The sequence below is a fragment of the Flavobacterium sp. RSSA_27 genome, assembly GCF_051547125.1.
In the GTDB taxonomy this organism is placed as follows: Bacteria; Bacteroidota; Bacteroidia; order Flavobacteriales; family Flavobacteriaceae; genus Flavobacterium.
The window spans coordinates 81,232-97,151 of sequence record NZ_JBPTTN010000009.1; the positions used below are offsets into that span (position 1 = coordinate 81,232).

At 38.3% G+C, this 15,920-nt stretch carries 16 protein-coding genes; 7 read left to right on the forward strand and 9 right to left on the reverse strand.

Annotated elements, in window-relative coordinates; translation table 11 throughout:
- Nucleotides 1-222: 222 nt before the first annotated feature.
- Nucleotides 223-762: a 3-hydroxyanthranilate 3,4-dioxygenase gene (locus tag ACSVH5_RS12895; protein ID WP_438061822.1), complete on the forward strand. Its 540-nt coding sequence runs from the start codon at nt 223-225 to the stop codon at nt 760-762.
- 412 nt (nt 763-1,174) lie between these two features.
- On the opposite strand, the gene ACSVH5_RS12900 is transcribed toward ACSVH5_RS12895, so the two are convergent.
- Nucleotides 1,175-2,131, reverse strand: a complete 957-nt coding sequence (locus tag ACSVH5_RS12900) for an MBL fold metallo-hydrolase (protein WP_438061823.1) — start codon at nt 2,129-2,131, stop codon at nt 1,175-1,177.
- Between the two features lie 434 nt (nt 2,132-2,565).
- Between ACSVH5_RS12900 and amaB the strand changes: the two genes are divergently transcribed.
- Complete coding sequence (amaB, locus tag ACSVH5_RS12905) at nt 2,566-4,119, forward strand: L-piperidine-6-carboxylate dehydrogenase (protein ID WP_438061824.1); 1,554 nt, start codon at nt 2,566-2,568, stop codon at nt 4,117-4,119.
- 207 nt (nt 4,120-4,326) lie between these two features.
- Here the strand turns inward: amaB and ACSVH5_RS12910 are convergent, their stop codons facing one another.
- The 7 genes from ACSVH5_RS12910 to ACSVH5_RS12940 form a co-directional block, all read right to left on the reverse strand.
- Nucleotides 4,327-4,827 carry a DUF6646 family protein gene (locus tag ACSVH5_RS12910; protein ID WP_438061825.1) on the reverse strand — a complete coding sequence of 167 codons (501 nt, stop codon included), beginning with the start codon at nt 4,825-4,827 and terminating at the stop codon, nt 4,327-4,329.
- Nucleotides 4,828-4,847: 20 nt separating this feature from the next.
- Nucleotides 4,848-5,573 carry a metallophosphoesterase family protein gene (locus ACSVH5_RS12915; protein ID WP_438061826.1) on the reverse strand — a complete coding sequence of 242 codons (726 nt, stop codon included), beginning with the start codon at nt 5,571-5,573 and terminating at the stop codon, nt 4,848-4,850.
- Between the two features lie 76 nt (nt 5,574-5,649).
- Nucleotides 5,650-6,213, reverse strand: a complete 564-nt coding sequence (locus ACSVH5_RS12920) for a DUF4256 domain-containing protein (RefSeq protein ID WP_438061827.1) — start codon at nt 6,211-6,213, stop codon at nt 5,650-5,652.
- 146 nt (nt 6,214-6,359) lie between these two features.
- Nucleotides 6,360-6,584, reverse strand: a complete 225-nt coding sequence (locus ACSVH5_RS12925; RefSeq protein WP_438061828.1) for a type II toxin-antitoxin system RelE/ParE family toxin — start codon at nt 6,582-6,584, stop codon at nt 6,360-6,362.
- Nucleotides 6,566-6,802, reverse strand: a complete 237-nt coding sequence (locus ACSVH5_RS12930) for a hypothetical protein (protein WP_438061829.1) — start codon at nt 6,800-6,802, stop codon at nt 6,566-6,568. Before ACSVH5_RS12930 ends, ACSVH5_RS12925 begins: the two co-directional genes overlap by 19 nt.
- A gap of 137 nt (nt 6,803-6,939) precedes the next feature.
- Nucleotides 6,940-10,257 (reverse strand): transcription-repair coupling factor, encoded by a 3,318-nt coding sequence (gene mfd, locus ACSVH5_RS12935; RefSeq protein ID WP_438061893.1) that lies wholly within the window; start codon nt 10,255-10,257, stop codon nt 6,940-6,942.
- Between the two features lie 46 nt (nt 10,258-10,303).
- On the reverse strand, nt 10,304-10,912 hold the full coding sequence (locus tag ACSVH5_RS12940) for a hypothetical protein (RefSeq protein WP_438061830.1): 609 nt from the start codon (nt 10,910-10,912) through the stop codon (nt 10,304-10,306).
- A gap of 256 nt (nt 10,913-11,168) precedes the next feature.
- On the opposite strand from ACSVH5_RS12940, the gene ACSVH5_RS12945 reads away from it, so the two are divergent.
- From ACSVH5_RS12945 to ACSVH5_RS12960, 4 genes are all read left to right on the forward strand, one after another.
- Complete coding sequence (locus ACSVH5_RS12945) at nt 11,169-12,107, forward strand: L-threonine 3-dehydrogenase (RefSeq protein ID WP_438061831.1); 939 nt, start codon at nt 11,169-11,171, stop codon at nt 12,105-12,107.
- Between the two features lie 691 nt (nt 12,108-12,798).
- Nucleotides 12,799-13,035, forward strand: coding sequence for a hypothetical protein (locus ACSVH5_RS12950; RefSeq protein WP_438061832.1), 237 nt, complete (start codon nt 12,799-12,801; stop codon nt 13,033-13,035).
- Entirely contained in the window at nt 13,025-13,324 is a 300-nt protein-coding gene (locus ACSVH5_RS12955; RefSeq protein WP_438061833.1) for a type II toxin-antitoxin system RelE/ParE family toxin, read from the forward strand. Before ACSVH5_RS12950 ends, ACSVH5_RS12955 begins: the two co-directional genes overlap by 11 nt.
- A 144-nt stretch (nt 13,325-13,468) precedes the next feature.
- Nucleotides 13,469-14,020: a hypothetical protein gene (locus ACSVH5_RS12960; protein WP_438061834.1), complete on the forward strand. Its 552-nt coding sequence runs from the start codon at nt 13,469-13,471 to the stop codon at nt 14,018-14,020.
- A 301-nt stretch (nt 14,021-14,321) separates the two neighbouring features.
- Here the strand turns inward: ACSVH5_RS12960 and ACSVH5_RS12965 are convergent, their stop codons facing one another.
- Nucleotides 14,322-15,155, reverse strand: a complete 834-nt coding sequence (locus ACSVH5_RS12965; protein WP_438061835.1) for a winged helix-turn-helix domain-containing protein — start codon at nt 15,153-15,155, stop codon at nt 14,322-14,324.
- 165 nt (nt 15,156-15,320) lie between these two features.
- Between ACSVH5_RS12965 and ACSVH5_RS12970 the strand changes: the two genes are divergently transcribed.
- A complete protein-coding gene (locus ACSVH5_RS12970) occupies nt 15,321-15,869 on the forward strand; it encodes a hypothetical protein (protein ID WP_438061836.1) in 549 nt (182 codons plus the stop codon).
- Nucleotides 15,870-15,920: the final 51 nt, after the last annotated feature.

The window sequence follows — 15,920 nt, forward strand, 5'->3', positions numbered from 1 at the left end:
ATAACGAATAACAATGTGTTTTAATGGCACAAATTATTAAGATTGATGAAATTCGAGACATTCGGTTTCAATTTCGATTTGCATTTGTGACAATTGGTGCAATTGGTGGCTAACTTTTTTATAAGCGCATTCCGTTAAGTAGGAGGAGAAACCGTTTTTGATAGTATCATTTGATAGTATCATTTTCCTTATCTTAGCCTTTCCAATTTTAGTACAAAAACAATGGCCATAGCAAAACCCTTCAACCTCAACCAATGGATTCAAGTTAACCGTGAGTTATTAAAACCACCCGTTGGCAACAAGAATCTTTATGTTGATTCTGGCGATTATATCGTGATGATTGTGGCGGGTCCGAATGCCCGAAAAGATTACCACTACAACGAAACGGAAGAGCTTTTTTACCAACTCGAAGGCAGTATAAAAGTCATCATTCAAGAAGAAGGACAGCGCAAAGAAATGGAACTGCACGCAGGAGATCTATATTTGCATCCCGCTAAAATTCCGCACTCGCCTGTACGTTCCGAAGGTTCTATTGGACTAGTGATTGAACGCAAAAGAGCCGGTTTGGGCTTTACCGATGGTTTGCTTTGGCATTGTGAGTCTTGTAATCATAAACTGTACGAAGTCTATTTTGAACTCCACAACATTGAAAAAGATTTTCTGCCTCATTTTCAACATTTCTATAGTTCTGAAGCGTTGCGTACTTGTCAAAATTGTGGCACCCTGATGGATACCGACCCAAGATTTATGGGAAAGAAATAAGCATTGAACTAAATTTTTAAAACATATAAGTCATAGGAGTTTGTTCTTTGTGAGCTTTGCAATTTTTAACCGCAAGGTTCGCAAAGAAAAAACGCAAGGCACACAAGGTTTTGCACTTTTTGGTTAAATTGAAAAGAATTATATAGAATTACACAGACCGACAAAAATTAAAAAAAAAGAAACTTTGCATCCATTGCGATTAATAATTCAAACACAGATTGCACAGATTTCCACAGATTAAAACACAAAATAACTTTGCGTACTTTGCGTAAACCCTTGTGAACTTTGCGGTTAAGCTTTTTTACCAAACAGCACGGATTTAAACGCAACTTAAATGTCCTTTAATGCCTTCTATGGTTCAAAAAAATAGAAACTAAAATGTCTTATATGTTTCATTTTTTTCAATAGTAAACTACAACTCCATACGCACACCTTGTTCAGGAAAAACAAAAGTCAATCCCAAATCGTTTGGAGCCGCTAATTGTTGCTTTATTTTTTGGATGGAAGCAGTAGGAGGTTTCAAATGGGTGATGATGATTTTGCACTTTTGCAAGGCTTCTTTGCCAGTGAGTGCTGCTAAAACCTGCATTTCTTTCATCAAATGTTTTGGTGTTAAATGTCCGAATAGGAACGCATCGTGTTGTTCGTTAGGAAACGAAACTTCTATCAAAATACCTTTCAACTCTTGCTTTTGAATCAATGGCGCGATGGCCTTCCAAAGGTCGGCTAGGTTTGTGGTTTTTTCTACCGCATCAGGTCCTGTGTCGCCTAAATACAAGATTGCATTGTTGTCTTTTTTGATTAAAAATGCTGTGCTTTCGTAAGGATTTACATGACTCAACGGAAACGCTTGCACCGACATCGAAGTATTCGAAATGGGTAGGGTTTTCCCAAAAGAAAGGGTTTCGAAATGGTATTTTTTTAAGGGTTTTCCAATGCCTGAATCCCCAAAATTCGCCCAAGTCTGGTCGTTAAAATAATGGTTTTGCATCATTTTCATAGCCGGAGCTATGGCGTAAACGGTTTTGGTCGAGTCGGCGGGTGAATTGATTATCAAACCCGACACGTGGTCCAAATGCGCGTGTGAAATACAATAGCCTTTGATGTATTGTCGCAAAACAGTACTTGAAGGTACGGAGAAAGTACCTTTTTCAATTGCTTTTTCAATACCGGAATGAATGGTTCCAGCATCTAAACAAACGTATTCCTTTGTTCCGATAGGAGCCACTAAATAGGCAGATAAATTACGCTCATCGATTCCGCCATAAACTCCCAAAGGCACCACTTCAAAAACGGGTTTTGTTTTTTGTCCAAACGAAACTATCGTGGACACTAAAAACAACAGCACCCATCCAAAAATTTTTTTCATCTTTTCTGCATTGAAAATTAATGGTTAAAAGTACAGCTTCTACTGAAAAGGACTGTTTTTTTTAAATCAAATCTGCCTTAATTTTGCGATTTAGGTTACTTTTACGGCAATTCATAAGTTCTCTTATGTAGAGAAAGTATCAGGGCATTCGCTTTTAAAAAAAGTTAGCCACGAATTACACCAATTGACACTAATTGTCATCGAAACTGAAATTGAATGTCACGAATTCCAGCAACATTAATAATTCGTGTCATTAAAACACTTTAATTCGTGATTCATTAGTGAATTCGTGGTGGATATTTTTAAAAGCGAATGCCCTGAGAAAGTCTTGATTTTTTGGTGTTTACTAATTTTACTAAGAAGACTTCTTTGAAATTTGCATCTAAATACTATCTTTACGAAAAAATATAACAATTTTAACTAAAAAAGTTACAATGACAACAATAGCAACTCAATTCGGAATGAACGAAGCCCTAGCGCAACTAGGTATTAAAGCAGTAAATGAAGGAACTTCTACTGGAACGCAGCATTTTGCGAGCGGTTCATTATTAGAAAGTTACTCTCCTGTAGACGGACAATTAATTGCCTCAGTAACTACAAGTTCAGCTGCGGATTATGAAAAAGTGATGCAAACTGCGACAGCTGCTTTCAAAACATTTCGATTGATGCCAGCGCCACAACGTGGAGAAATTGTACGTCAGTTTGGAGAAAAATTACGCAAAAACAAAGAAGCTTTAGGGAAATTAGTTTCTTATGAAATGGGGAAATCGTTGCAAGAAGGCTACGGCGAAGTTCAGGAAATGATTGATATTTGTGACTTTGCAGTAGGATTGTCCCGTCAGTTACACGGATTGACGATGCACTCTGAGCGTCCGGGGCACAGAATGTATGAGCAATACCATTCGCTTGGCGTAGTAGGTATTATTTCTGCCTTCAACTTTCCAGTAGCGGTTTGGGCTTGGAATACGGCTTTGGCTTGGATTTGTGGCGATGTGTGTGTTTGGAAACCTTCTGAGAAAACGCCTCTTTGCGGTGTAGCTTGTCAAAATATTATTGCCGAAGTGTTAAAAGAAAACAACCTTCCAGAAGGAATTTCTTGTTTGATTAACGGCGATTACACTATTGGTGAATTGTTAACCAAAGATACTCGTGTTCCCTTAATTTCGGCTACAGGTTCTACTAGAATGGGAAAAATTGTAGCACAAACGGTTGCTGGTCGTTTAGGAAAATCGCTTTTAGAATTGGGCGGCAACAATGCGATAATTGTGACTCCTGATGCAGATATCAAAATGACGGTAATTGGCGCTGTTTTTGGCGCTGTTGGAACCGCAGGACAACGTTGTACCTCAACCCGTAGATTAATCATCCACGAAAGTATCTATGACAAAGTAAAAGACGCTATTGTGGCTGCTTACGGGCAATTGAGAATTGGAAATCCTTTGGATGAAAAAAACCACGTGGGACCACTTATTGACAAACAAGCTGTTGAGATGTATAATCAAGCGTTGAACAAAGTAGTAGCCGAAGGCGGTAAAATCTTAGTAGAAGGTGGCGTCCTCACGGGTGAAGGCTATGAGAGCGGTTGTTATGTAAAACCAGCTATTGCTGAAGCTCAAAACAATTTCGAAATTGTACAACACGAAACCTTTGCTCCTGTATTGTATTTGATGAAATACAGTGGCGATGTTGAAAATGCAATCGAGTTACAAAATGGTGTGGCACAAGGTTTATCCTCTGCTATTATGACCAATAATTTGCGTGAAGCAGAACGTTTCTTATCTGTAGCAGGATCGGATTGTGGCATTGCCAATGTGAATATTGGAACTTCTGGAGCTGAAATTGGTGGTGCTTTTGGTGGAGAAAAAGAAACTGGTGGCGGAAGAGAATCAGGATCTGACGCTTGGAAAGTGTACATGCGTCGCCAAACGAATACCATCAATTATACGACCAATTTACCTTTGGCACAAGGAATAAAATTTGATTTGTAATACCGGTTTTATATCAATGGAAACCCTTTCAGAGTTTATAATTCTGAAAGGGTTTTTTATGGCTAATTGTTTCCAAAAAATACCTTCTGTAGCTCCCTAGCCCCGATTGTAGTGGAAATCCTTATAGCCCGGGGTTCGGGCTATAAGATTATAACGGAAAGCGGGACTTTGCTTCCAAAAAAGCCTATTACCTACTGCTCCTAAAAACTATAAGTTAAATGATGCCCCAATAGTGAAGGTAAACTGGTTGTTTAACGGATAGAAATTGCGATTACTTTCGTTGTATTTGGCTATGGGAAATCCAGCTTCTGAGAAAACACCAAATCCATCCGTAAAGAAATAACGAGCGCCAACATGGCCTCCAAAATTCTTTAGTCCTAAGCTTAAACCAGGATAAAGATCGAATTTATCATCAATTTTTAGGACACTACTCAAGTTAGCATTAATTCGAAACCGGGCATCAAAGCGATCTTTAAAGTCAGGAGCTCCTCCTCCATCAAGTGCTTCGTAACCTAAAACATAGGAACCCACAAATCCATACGAAAGGTTTTCACCCAATCCGAAGTCTGCAGCAAACTGTATTCCAGTTCCTTCATTTTGAAACTGCATCCCGACATTGAACTTTGTATCGCCTTTTCCTTTAAAGGCTTGTTGCGCATGTATAAAACTAGTACTTAATAGGGTTACTAAAAGGGCTATTTTTTTCATAAAATAAATGGGTTGTTGATTTAATTTCTTCCTTTTTCATCGAAATATAACTGATGCAAGGGTTCGCTTTGCCAGTATTCTTTGGTATCGATATCCATAATAGTTAATGGGCCAGTAAAGGCAGCACCAGTATCAATATTCCAAACGTTAGCCATTTGTACGGGTATGGTTTGCTCTAATCGAGAAACTGGGGTATGGCCAATATAAATTTCGTTATACAGAGTCAATCGTTTGGGATAAAATAAATGGTTTTTTGGTAAGGATTTATCCAAGGCAACAGCCGTTTCCCAAAGGGTTCTGTCCCAATAAAATAAGCGCGGAAAATATTCGTAATTTATTCCGTTCAGATTGGTAAACCCAGCATGAATGAACAATCGATTTTGTTCGTCAAGATGATAATTTTGGAGCTCCTTCAAAAAAATAATGTGCTGTTGAATAGTTTCTGGACTAACTTTTTCATAAGCCAATACGGTTGCTTCTCCACCGTGTTTGTACCACAAGGGGTTGTCTTTTCCGCTATCGAGGTAGTCCAAAAAAAGTTCATCGTGATTCCCTTTAATGCAGATGATATTGTGTGTTTTTTTCATCTGGATGAGCAAATCGATGACTTGTGGGGACTGGCTCCAGCCGTCGACATAATCACCCAAAAAAATCAATTGATCTTTAGGAGTTACTTGTGCCCGTTCCAACACTTGATGTAAGGCACGCAAACCACCATGTATGTCTCCAATGACTAATGTTCTCATGTAGTTTTCTTCATCTAATCTCCCACAAAAATAAGGATTTTCAAATGAAACGTAGGATTTCTTAAAAAGTTCATTGTTACACTCGTAAAACGCCTCTAAATCCACGAACTGCATAATAGGAAGAAGCCCCATTGTGGTATACAAAAACCGTTTTGTAGCGGCAATCACCAAATAAAGCACCACCTAAAGCACGAATCGGAGCAGGTGTCAACAACCAGCTAGAGGTTTTGGTGTCGAATGGTCCCAATTGTTGCAAATAGCGGTATTCGGATTCGTTTAATAGCGTAATTCCCATCGCTTCAGCCGCTGCTACCGCAGAATTTTCGGGTTTGTATTCTTTTCTTTCGGCTAAAGCTTTGGCATCATAACACCAACTGCGACGTCCTTTGGGACTCTCGGCCGAACAATCATAAAAAAGATATTCATTAGTAACCTCATCATACCCCACCACATCTGGTTCACCACCAGTATCTTCCATAGCTTGGAGCGATTGCAACTTCATCGGTTGTTGCTCTAGTTTTGAAACTACCTTCTCCCACAGTATGCCTTGATGCCGATGGCTATTTTGCTCAAAACGTTTTTGTAGCAATTGTAACAATTGCTTTTGTTCTTCGGAAGTAAGGGGTTGTAGAAGGATCATTGGTTTTGAATTAGAAAATTAAAATCGAAATTCCTTTTCGAAATCGAATGTAAAAAGAAGAAAACAGAAATTATCTAACTTTTCGTTTTTCTGAATCTTGTCGATTATCCCAAAAAGCTACAATTTCAATAGTATTCTCTCGTATCTCATAAAAAAATCAAGTACTTTTTTACTGGAATAACACGAGTAAATTTGTTAGAAGTTAGTCTTCCAATAAAAGGTGTTTTGGATAATGTTTCTAATAAATCTTCTACTTCCGATAGAAATTTCATACTATAGTTTGCATTTCCATTTCTGTAGTAATAAAACTCAAGTATCGTTTTGAGCTGAATTTCGGCTAAAGTTGACCAAACTATTTCTTTTGGAGCCATTCTCTCAATTCTGAAATTACTTGGTCGTTTTTACGAAATTTACCTTCTTGTAGTTCTGCTCTCGAAATTTCAATTGAAGCCTCTTGTTCGTTTGTTAACTGATATAGTTCTTGCTCTGAGGAATCAAAAATGGTCTGTAAAGCACTTAAAAAATTTACATCTTTTGACTCTTTTATCCTTGAAATCAAATTTTTCTTTAGTTGTGAAGTACTATCCATTACGCCAATTTTTTAATTACCAAAAATAAACAATTTATTTCTAATTAACAGAAAGTTACAAAACCTTAAAAAGTACAATAGTTATAATACATCAAACAGAATCAATAAATTTAAAGTAAACGATTTTCTCCTTAATACTATTTCTCCCCTCCCAACATTTCCATCAACTCCAAACATCTACGAGTGGTTTTGGCATTATCGAAAGTCAGCAACAAACGCAAGCCTGCTGGGGTTTGCTTTTCTTTCATTTTGCATAGATTAGGATGCTTTTGTACAAAATCCAAGACTTTATTGAAGCGATTCGATTGGTAAAAATCCGATTGTTGGTCGGAAACAAAATAGCCAATCATTTTGCCTTGTTTGAGCACTAGCTTTTCGATACCCACGCGGGTGGCAATCCACTTAATACGAATACTGTTCATTAAGGCATTGGCTCTTGCTGGCAAAGGTCCAAATCGGTCTATTAACTTGTTGATGAAAACAGTAAGTTCTTCTTCGTTTTTGACTTCTCCAAGCTCGTTGTACAACAGCAATCGCTCCGAAACGGTATTGATGTATTCATCTGGGAATAACAATTCAAAATCGGTGTCGAGTTGGAGGTCTTTGACGTATTGTTTGGTTTCGATGTTGTTCTCTTCGGGATACAACTCTTTAAATTCATTTTCCTTAAGCTCCTCGATGGCTTCGTTCATAATTTTTTGATAGGTATCAAAGCCTATCTCATTGATAAAACCACTTTGTTCCCCGCCCAACAAATCGCCTGCGCCACGAATCTCTAAATCCTTCATCGCAATATTGAATCCGCTACCCAACTCGCTAAATTGTTCCAAGGCTTGGATGCGTTTTCGGGCTTCTTCGGTCATCGCAGAATATGGCGGACAAATAAAATAACAAAAGGCTTTTTTGTTGCTTCGTCCCACACGTCCTCGCATTTGGTGCAAATCCGAAAGTCCAAAATTATTCGCATTATTAATGAAAATCGTGTTCGCATTGGGCACATCCAATCCGCTTTCGATGATAGTCGTAGCCACCAAAACATCGAATTCACCGTTCATAAACGCCAACATCAATTCTTCTAGTTTCTTGCCATCCATTTGCCCGTGACCAATCCCTACTCGTGCGTTGGGCACCAAACGCTGAATCATGCCCGCGATTTCTTTAATATTTTCGATGCGGTTATTGATGAAATACACTTGACCATTGCGCTGAATTTCATACGAAATCGCATCTCGAATGGTTTCTTCATTAAACCCAACCACGTGGGTTTCTATCGGATAACGATTGGGCGGTGGCGTGGTAATTACCGATAAATCTCTGGCCGCCATCAACGAAAACTGCAACGTTCTTGGAATAGGCGTTGCGGTAAGAGTCAGCGTATCTACATTCGCGGCTATGGTTTTCAGTTTGTCTTTTACATTTACGCCGAACTTTTGCTCCTCATCGACAATCAACAAACCTAAATCTTTGAAGACCACATTTTTGTTGACCAATTGGTGTGTACCGATGACAATATCTAGTTTCCCTTCGGCGAGTTGCTTTAAGGTTTCTGCTTTTTGCTTGGCAGTTCTAAAACGGTTCAAATAGCCCACCGTTACCGGCATATCTTTCAATCGCTCGCTAAACGTTCGGAAATGTTGGTAGGCCAAAATCGTGGTGGGCACCAAAACCGCCACTTGTTTGCTATTGTCGACAGCTTTGAAAGCGGCACGAATCGCCACTTCGGTTTTACCAAAACCAACGTCACCACAAACCAATCGGTCCATTGGGCGTTCGCTTTCCATATCGGCTTTGACATCCTGAGTCGATTTTATTTGGTCGGGTGTGTCTTCGTAAATAAACGAACTTTCCAACTCGTTTTGCAAATAACTATCAGGGGCAAATTGAAAGCCTTTTTCTAAACGACGTTTGGCGTACAACTGAATCAAATTGAACGCAATATGTTTGACTCTCGCTTTGGTTTTTTGTTTTAACGCTTTCCAAGCATTCGAGCCTAATTTGTAGATTTTAGGTGGCGTTCCGTCTTTACCGTTGTATTTCGAAATTTTGTGTAGCGAATGAATGCTCACATACACAATGTCATTATCGGCATAGACCAACTTAATCGCTTCTTGAGTTTTACCTTCGACTTGTATTTTTTGCAAACCTCCGAATTTCCCAATTCCGTGGTCAATATGCGTCACATAATCGCCTACCGAGAGCGAAGTCAGTTCTTTGAGCGTAATGTTTTGCTTTTTCGAATAGCCGTTTTTGATGCTGAATTTGTGATAGCGTTCAAAAATCTGGTGGTCGGTGTAACAAGCAATTTGGTTTTCATCGTCGATAAAGCCTTGATACATAGGCAACACGATAGTGTGGTATTGCTTTCGAATATTTTCGGCATTGGCTTCGTCTAATGACTCAAAAATATCGTGAAAGCGTTTCACTTGTCCGTCATTGGAACAAAACAAATAATTTTTGTAGCCGTTAAAATGATTGTCGCTGAGGTTGTTCAGTAACAAATCGAATTGTTTGTTGAATGACGGTTGTGGCTGAAAATGAAAAGGAAACGTTTTGGTGGTTTTAAAAACCGCTTTACTTCCCCATTCTACTACTGAAAAATCTACAGCACGCTGGATGAAACTCGCTTGATTTAAAAACAATTGCTCGGGTGTGGCCCGTTTGATTTCTTGTGATAATTTAGCGAAAGCTTCTTCGGCTTTGCCAAATTGTTTGTCTAAATCAGCCAACAATAGCTCGGTATTTTGAATAAAAATCACCGTTTGTGGCGAGATATAATCTAGAAAAGATTCCCTATTTTCCTGAAAAAAGGAGTTTTCTACATTGGGAATAATCGTGATTTTTTTCTTGGTCTCAATCGACAGTTGCGTGGCGACATCAAAGGTTCGAATGCTTTCGACTTCGTTGCCGAAAAATTCGATACGGTACGGATTGTCATTCGAAAACGAAAAGACGTCTACAATTCCACCACGAACGGAAAATTCTCCGGGTTCGGTAATAAAATCGACTCTTTTGAACTCGTATTCAAACAACACCTCATTGATAAAATCGATAGAAATCTTATCCCCGACTGCCACTTTCAAGGTGTTTTTGTCCAATTCCTTTCGGGTGACTACTTTTTCAAAAAGTGCTTCAGGATAAGTGACAATTACGGCGGGTTTTTTACGCGAATTGATGCGGTTCAATACCTCGGCTCGCAACAAGACATTGGCGTTGTCCGTTTCTTCAATTTGATAGGGTCTTCGGAAAGAAGCGGGAAAAAACAGTACGTCTTTTTCGCCCAGCAATTGTTCCATATCGTTCAAGTAATACGCTGCTTCCTCTTTGTTATTGAATACCAATAAAAAAGGCAATTCGGTTTGCGTAAACAACGAACGACTAATGAATGAAAAAGCAGAACCTAGCAAACCCGTCAAATGCAATTTGCTGGCAGGTTGCGCGGTCAAACTTGCGCTTATTTGGTTACACTTAGGTGACTTTTCGTAGGTACTGTATAGAATAGGCTTACTCAATGCGGGAAGTGTTGGGTGCTGGTGGCATATTCGAAGGAATCGCTCTAGCGGTATCTCTAATCATTTGTAACATTTCGGACTCTCCTGCTTCAACTGGTATCTTACTTTTTACATCTATTTTGTCCATTTCGCGTTGTAAAGCAATCAATTCCAAGTTAATTTCAGCTACTTGTTTGACTACTTTTTTATCTGGAATTTGGGTCAAATGCAAATACATATCCAACAAACTTACATTGGTTATCAAAATCGAAATCCTGCTTTTGATGGCGGGATTGTTGTATTGTCCTGGAATATTATCTTTTAATTCCAATGCTTTTTTAGTCAAAGCTTTGGATTTCTTTTGAAAAGCACTGATGGAACTTTTCGGTTTTTGAGCCAATTCGTCCATAAATGTTCGCCATTGTGGCCAGAAAGACATACTGTTTTCTGCAACGACATTTATAGGCTCGTTTTGAAAAACCCACCCTTTGTTGATGTTGGCAAATATGATTTCGTTTTTTTGGGCTTCTTTTTTTTGGGCTTCCATTCGAAGTTTGTTGTCTTCGTTGCAAGAAGACAAAAAAAGTACAACTACAAAAAGGAACCTGAATTGGTGTTTCATCTGAAAAATAAATTAAAGGCTCAAAGTTACAAAGTAAATTTAAGTTAACCGTTTCTCCTTGGTTAGTTTTAGCTTGGAAGATCGCCTTTATCTCGAATTTAGATTTTTTTAAATTCTATTAAAATTTACATACTTTATAATTTAGCAAAGCCATAACAATGTTCAATTACATTTTTTTTCTAATTTTATAGTCAATATTACGAAATCGATATTTTTAAGATTAATTCTTATCTTTGTTCTTTTAAAACGGCAACTTATGAATCCAAAAATATTAATCATTGGCGCGTGTGGTCAAATCGGAACAGAACTGACCCAAAAATTGAGAAAAATTTACGGTACTGAGAACGTCATCGCTTCCGATATTCGAAAACTGAATGTTGAGGTGGTCAATTCGGGTCCTTTTGAAGTCATCAATGCGCTCGATTTTAACCAAATAGAACATTTGGTCGAAGTACACCAAATCACAGATGTTTATTTGATGGCCGCTTTACTCTCGGCTACTGCTGAAAAAAACCCCGCCTTTGCTTGGGATTTGAATATGAATTCTTTGTTTCATGTACTGAATTTGGCCAAAGCCGGAAAAATCAAAAAAATATTTTGGCCTTCGAGTATTGCGGTTTTCGGACCTACTACTCCCAAAGAAAACACGCCTCAATTCACCGTAATGGAACCTTCGACCGTGTATGGCATCAGCAAACAAGCAGGCGAAAGATGGTGCGAATACTACCATAACATTTTTGGTGTAGACGTGCGCAGCATCCGTTATCCGGGCTTGATTAGCTGGTCTTCACCTCCGGGCGGCGGTACTACGGATTATGCGGTAGATATTTACCACAAAGCCCTCGAAAACCAATCCTACGAATGTTTCTTGTCCGCCGAAACCAAAATGCCAATGATGTATATGGACGACGCCATTGCGGCTACCATCCAAATCATGCAGGCGCCAGCGGAGCAAATCAAAATTCGTTCGTCGTACAACTTGGCCGCTATGAGTTTTACACCCACCGAAATCGCTGCCGAAATCCAAAAGCACATTCCAGATTTCACCATCAGTTATGCACCCGATTTCCGTCAAAAAATTGCCGACAGTTGGCCTGCCAGCATCGACGACAGCCGTGCGCGCGAAGATTGGGGTTGGAACCACCATTTTGCCCTCGAAAATATGACGGTTGATATGCTCGAACATTTGAAATAAAACGGCAACTGGCTGATGTTTTCGAACATTTAAGTCATTGAAGTTTTTCTTGTAATAGTAAGCAGAAAGTAGCCCATAGAAGTTGAATTCGTGGTTGCTTTATAAATCCTATAAGGCACATAAGGACATTTAAGTTATTCCTTTTCTTAACTTAATAATCTTTATGTGCCTTAGTTTTTTGGGCAATTTATTAGGAGCACACGAACAGATTGTACCACACATCCCCTCCCGTGATCCGCTATATCTTTGCTGCCGAACCCCGTCAGCAAAGGATGCCACTCCTCCCGGGGCTAGAAGAGACGTATCGTTTTCATAACGCATAGTGTTATAAACAAAACCCTTTCAGAGTTTTGAACTCTGAAACGGTTACCTACTCGATTCTGTATAAAAAACAATATGACTGTCCGTAACTCATACCAACAGTCTAAATAATGACAATATACTTTGCGTCTCTGCGCCTTTGCGTGAAATTGGGCTTGCAAAGTCGCGAAGACGCAAAGATCAGAAAGGAATATATTTGTGAAAAACATTCAACAACTAATTTATTCTGTGAAATGGTACTAGTCACGGATAGTCATAAAAAACTATTCTAAAAACCAGTATTCCATTTAGAAAAAATGTTCTAAATTTGAATCCAACTTAAATCAGTAAAGATTAATGATTTGATAATTAGCAACATAAAAATGAGAAAATGGAAACGACAGCTATTGATTTACTGACCAAAAAACTTAAAAATGCGCCTCAAAGCGTTTTAGAACGTGTCATTGGCTATGTTGATGCCCTTTTGGAACCTACGGAAGCTACTAAAACCTACCGCTTATCCGAAGAACAACAACAACTATTAGACAGCCAAATTAACTCCGACAAAACTACTTATACTGAGGCTGAAACACTTTATATGGACTTAAAAAAGAAGTATGAATTATAAGGTTATTGTTTCTCCAATTGCTTCTAAAAATATCGAAGATGCCGTTGCCTATTATATTGAAAAAGCCACTAAAAAAGTGGCTTTTGATTTTTTGAAAGAGTACAAAAAAATCTATAAAGCTTTAAAAATCAACCCTTTTTACCAATTTCACGATAACAATTATAGGTTTATACCTTTTGATAAATTTCCTTATATCGCCTTTTTTATTGTGGATGAAGCCAGTAAAAGTGTTTACATCAACGCGGTATTTCATACTTCACAAAATCCTGATAAGTATCCTATTCTTTAACTCAAAACCCTTCCATCGCTTAGAAGGCTGAAAGCGTTACTAAAATCCACGCTACTCCTGCAAGGTTTTAAAAACCTTGTAGGTGTTTTAGTGTAACATTTTAAACGGCTATAAAATTGCAAAGATGAACGAAAAAACTTATTTTTGAATAAAGTTATCTTTCAACTTTCTTTATTTCTGATACAAATGATTGATAAATACAAAAAAATCACAATCTATATTCTGCTTTTTATTCCGTTAGTTTTTGGACTGTTTTTTATTGATTCCTACATTTTACCAAACAAAACAATTACTGATGAAATCATTTCTTACAGTGAGATTTACCAAACCAATTCTAGCAATAGATTTAACAAAAGCAAAGTTCTAGTAGGGTATGTTTTTTACACGAAAAAAGGTAAAAATTTTTCTATGCAAGAAACCTATATTACTGAGAGCAAAGTAACACTCAAAGAGAGTTATATTTTTAAAAACATTACCGAAGTAACATCAAAAGTAAATGATTATACTCATAAACTGATGTCAGGATTAAGTGGCGCAACTTTATACTTTTCTGTTGGATTAATAATTTCGGTTATAGTTAGCTTATTGTATCTCTATTTCGATAAAAAATTAACCGAAAACGGGTTTCAGAATATCATCTTATTTAATGGGTTCCTAATCATTTGCATCCTTTACATTCTTGTATTGCACAATTAATCAAGGTGTAATGAATAAATTCTTGATACACAGCAACACCTGACAGGTTTTAAAAACCTGTCAGGTGTAAGTTCACTGTATTTACAATCTCATTTTTAATATAAAAACCAAAAGTCCTCACTTAGCCCCGATGGCAGTGGCATCCTTGCTTGGCGGGGTTCGCCAAGCAAGATATAACGAACAGCGGGACAACTCGTGAGGTGTTCAAAGAAGTGCTGCTCCTAAAAAACAAACACAAATTACACGAATGAGCACGAATGCATTCCTTCGAATTCCCATTTGCGACCGCGATAGTTTTCCATTAAGCCGTTACTTCCAGCTTGTATCCTTTGCCGCGTACCACTACGATGTTAGTCTTTGGGTCCAGCTCTAGTTTTTTTCTAAGTTTTGAGATGAACATATCTAGACTACGGCCTACGATGACGCCTTCGTCTTCCCAAATTTCTTTTTGCAAGCGGCTTCGGGCTATGGTTTCGTTGGGAGCTGAAGCAAAAATGCGCAGCAGACGCGTTTCAGTTGCGGTCAAAACTTCGATTGTTTCGTTGATTTGCAGTTGACGATGTTGCGCATCAAATACTACCGAACCAAAAGTAAATAGCTTGTCATTCTCCGTTTTAGCTACCGTATTTTTCGGCTTAGCTGGCTTCAAAAAAACAAAACCAAGCAAGGCAAAAAAGGACAAACCTCCCAAAACATAAGCATAATTTGTTGCGAAGCCATTGGGTTTAAAGGTTATATTGATGGTATAACAAGCCACGGGTTGCTTTCTTCCAAGACAGGCTACAATATCGTCTTTTTTGTTTTTGGAAATAGCGTATCCATAAGTGACAGTCGCGTTGGCACAGTTAAGCACACTAACAACATAATCGTTGGCGAGCGGGTCTTTGGCTAACCAACGCTGCGTTGTTTTCACCAGAGCATCGGGTTGAAAGCTAAACGCACTCTCAAAAGTGATTTGATACTCGTTTTCAGCTATCTTTTTTATGGGAAGCACTCTTGAAGTACTATCGCCAGACTGCAGGAGTATGTCGTGTCCAATACGGCGCAGTAACACTTCTCTTTTGGCGCTAGCATAGTTGTCCTTATCCCCAAAACTGAATCCAACGCAGATTACCACAATGAATAAGATGCCCATCCAGCCGAAGAGGTAGTTGCGTTGTCTGGAAAGGAGATGTTGACTAAATTGCATAGTGTCAAGTTTATATTTACAAAGTTTACATTTTTATTTACAATCCCAATTGCTTCAGTCGAAAAATATCAGTGTACATTCGCAGTAATAATCTGAAAAAACAGCAATTCCATGAAAAAAACCATCTATTTATTGACCCTAGCCCTGACTTTACTAAGCGGAGTAGTATTGGCTAATTGTGAAATGAAAAATGAAAACAATTCACCCAAGAAACCAAGCTCGATTGCTGACAAAAAAGCCAATGAAAAAGCAAGAAAAAAATGGGAGGCTTCTCCTGACGGCAAACGGTATATGGCTTGGAAAGTTTCTCCATTGGGGAAAAAAGTGCAGGCTAATTATGAAAAAATAAAGCCTTCTTTAAAAGCTTTCAGCAAAATGGAAGCCGTGGTTACTTGTATGAATTATCAGCGTCCAAGTACCAATAATTCGGGACCCAAATGGCTTATTGTGGATATTAAGGGTGAACGATACATGATGCAATTCATTCCTAAAGAATTCGAGCTATTAAAAGACTTAAAAGTTAACGACACAATAACTATCAAAAGCCGCAGCGCCGGACTTTCTCCCAATCATCCCCATTTGATTTTATCAAGTGACTATATCGAGTACGACAACAAGGTGCTTTTTGAACGTGATTTGAGCAAAAATAATGGGTGTTGAGGATTATACTCTCGATTTCATAAAAGGGGCTTAAACGTCTCAAAAGTTAAA

Coding starts and splice junctions, on each gene's coding strand:
- ACSVH5_RS12930 (WP_438061829.1), bottom strand. CDS start 6,802: ATGGATAGTACTTCACAACTAAAGAAAAATTTGATTTCAAGGATAAAA.
- ACSVH5_RS12950 (WP_438061832.1), top strand. CDS start 12,799: ATGGAAACGACAGCTATTGATTTACTGACCAAAAAACTTAAAAATGCG.
- amaB (WP_438061824.1), top strand. CDS start 2,566: ATGACAACAATAGCAACTCAATTCGGAATGAACGAAGCCCTAGCGCAA.
- ACSVH5_RS12940 (WP_438061830.1), bottom strand. CDS start 10,912: ATGAAACACCAATTCAGGTTCCTTTTTGTAGTTGTACTTTTTTTGTCT.
- ACSVH5_RS12965 (WP_438061835.1), bottom strand. CDS start 15,155: ATGGGCATCTTATTCATTGTGGTAATCTGCGTTGGATTCAGTTTTGGG.
- ACSVH5_RS12910 (WP_438061825.1), bottom strand. CDS start 4,827: ATGAAAAAAATAGCCCTTTTAGTAACCCTATTAAGTACTAGTTTTATA.
- ACSVH5_RS12895 (WP_438061822.1), top strand. CDS start 223: ATGGCCATAGCAAAACCCTTCAACCTCAACCAATGGATTCAAGTTAAC.
- ACSVH5_RS12955 (WP_438061833.1), top strand. CDS start 13,025: ATGAATTATAAGGTTATTGTTTCTCCAATTGCTTCTAAAAATATCGAA.
- ACSVH5_RS12900 (WP_438061823.1), bottom strand. CDS start 2,131: ATGAAAAAAATTTTTGGATGGGTGCTGTTGTTTTTAGTGTCCACGATA.
- ACSVH5_RS12925 (WP_438061828.1), bottom strand. CDS start 6,584: ATGGCTCCAAAAGAAATAGTTTGGTCAACTTTAGCCGAAATTCAGCTC.
- ACSVH5_RS12970 (WP_438061836.1), top strand. CDS start 15,321: ATGAAAAAAACCATCTATTTATTGACCCTAGCCCTGACTTTACTAAGC.
- ACSVH5_RS12915 (WP_438061826.1), bottom strand. CDS start 5,573: ATGAGAACATTAGTCATTGGAGACATACATGGTGGTTTGCGTGCCTTA.
- ACSVH5_RS12945 (WP_438061831.1), top strand. CDS start 11,169: ATGAATCCAAAAATATTAATCATTGGCGCGTGTGGTCAAATCGGAACA.
- ACSVH5_RS12920 (WP_438061827.1), bottom strand. CDS start 6,213: ATGATCCTTCTACAACCCCTTACTTCCGAAGAACAAAAGCAATTGTTA.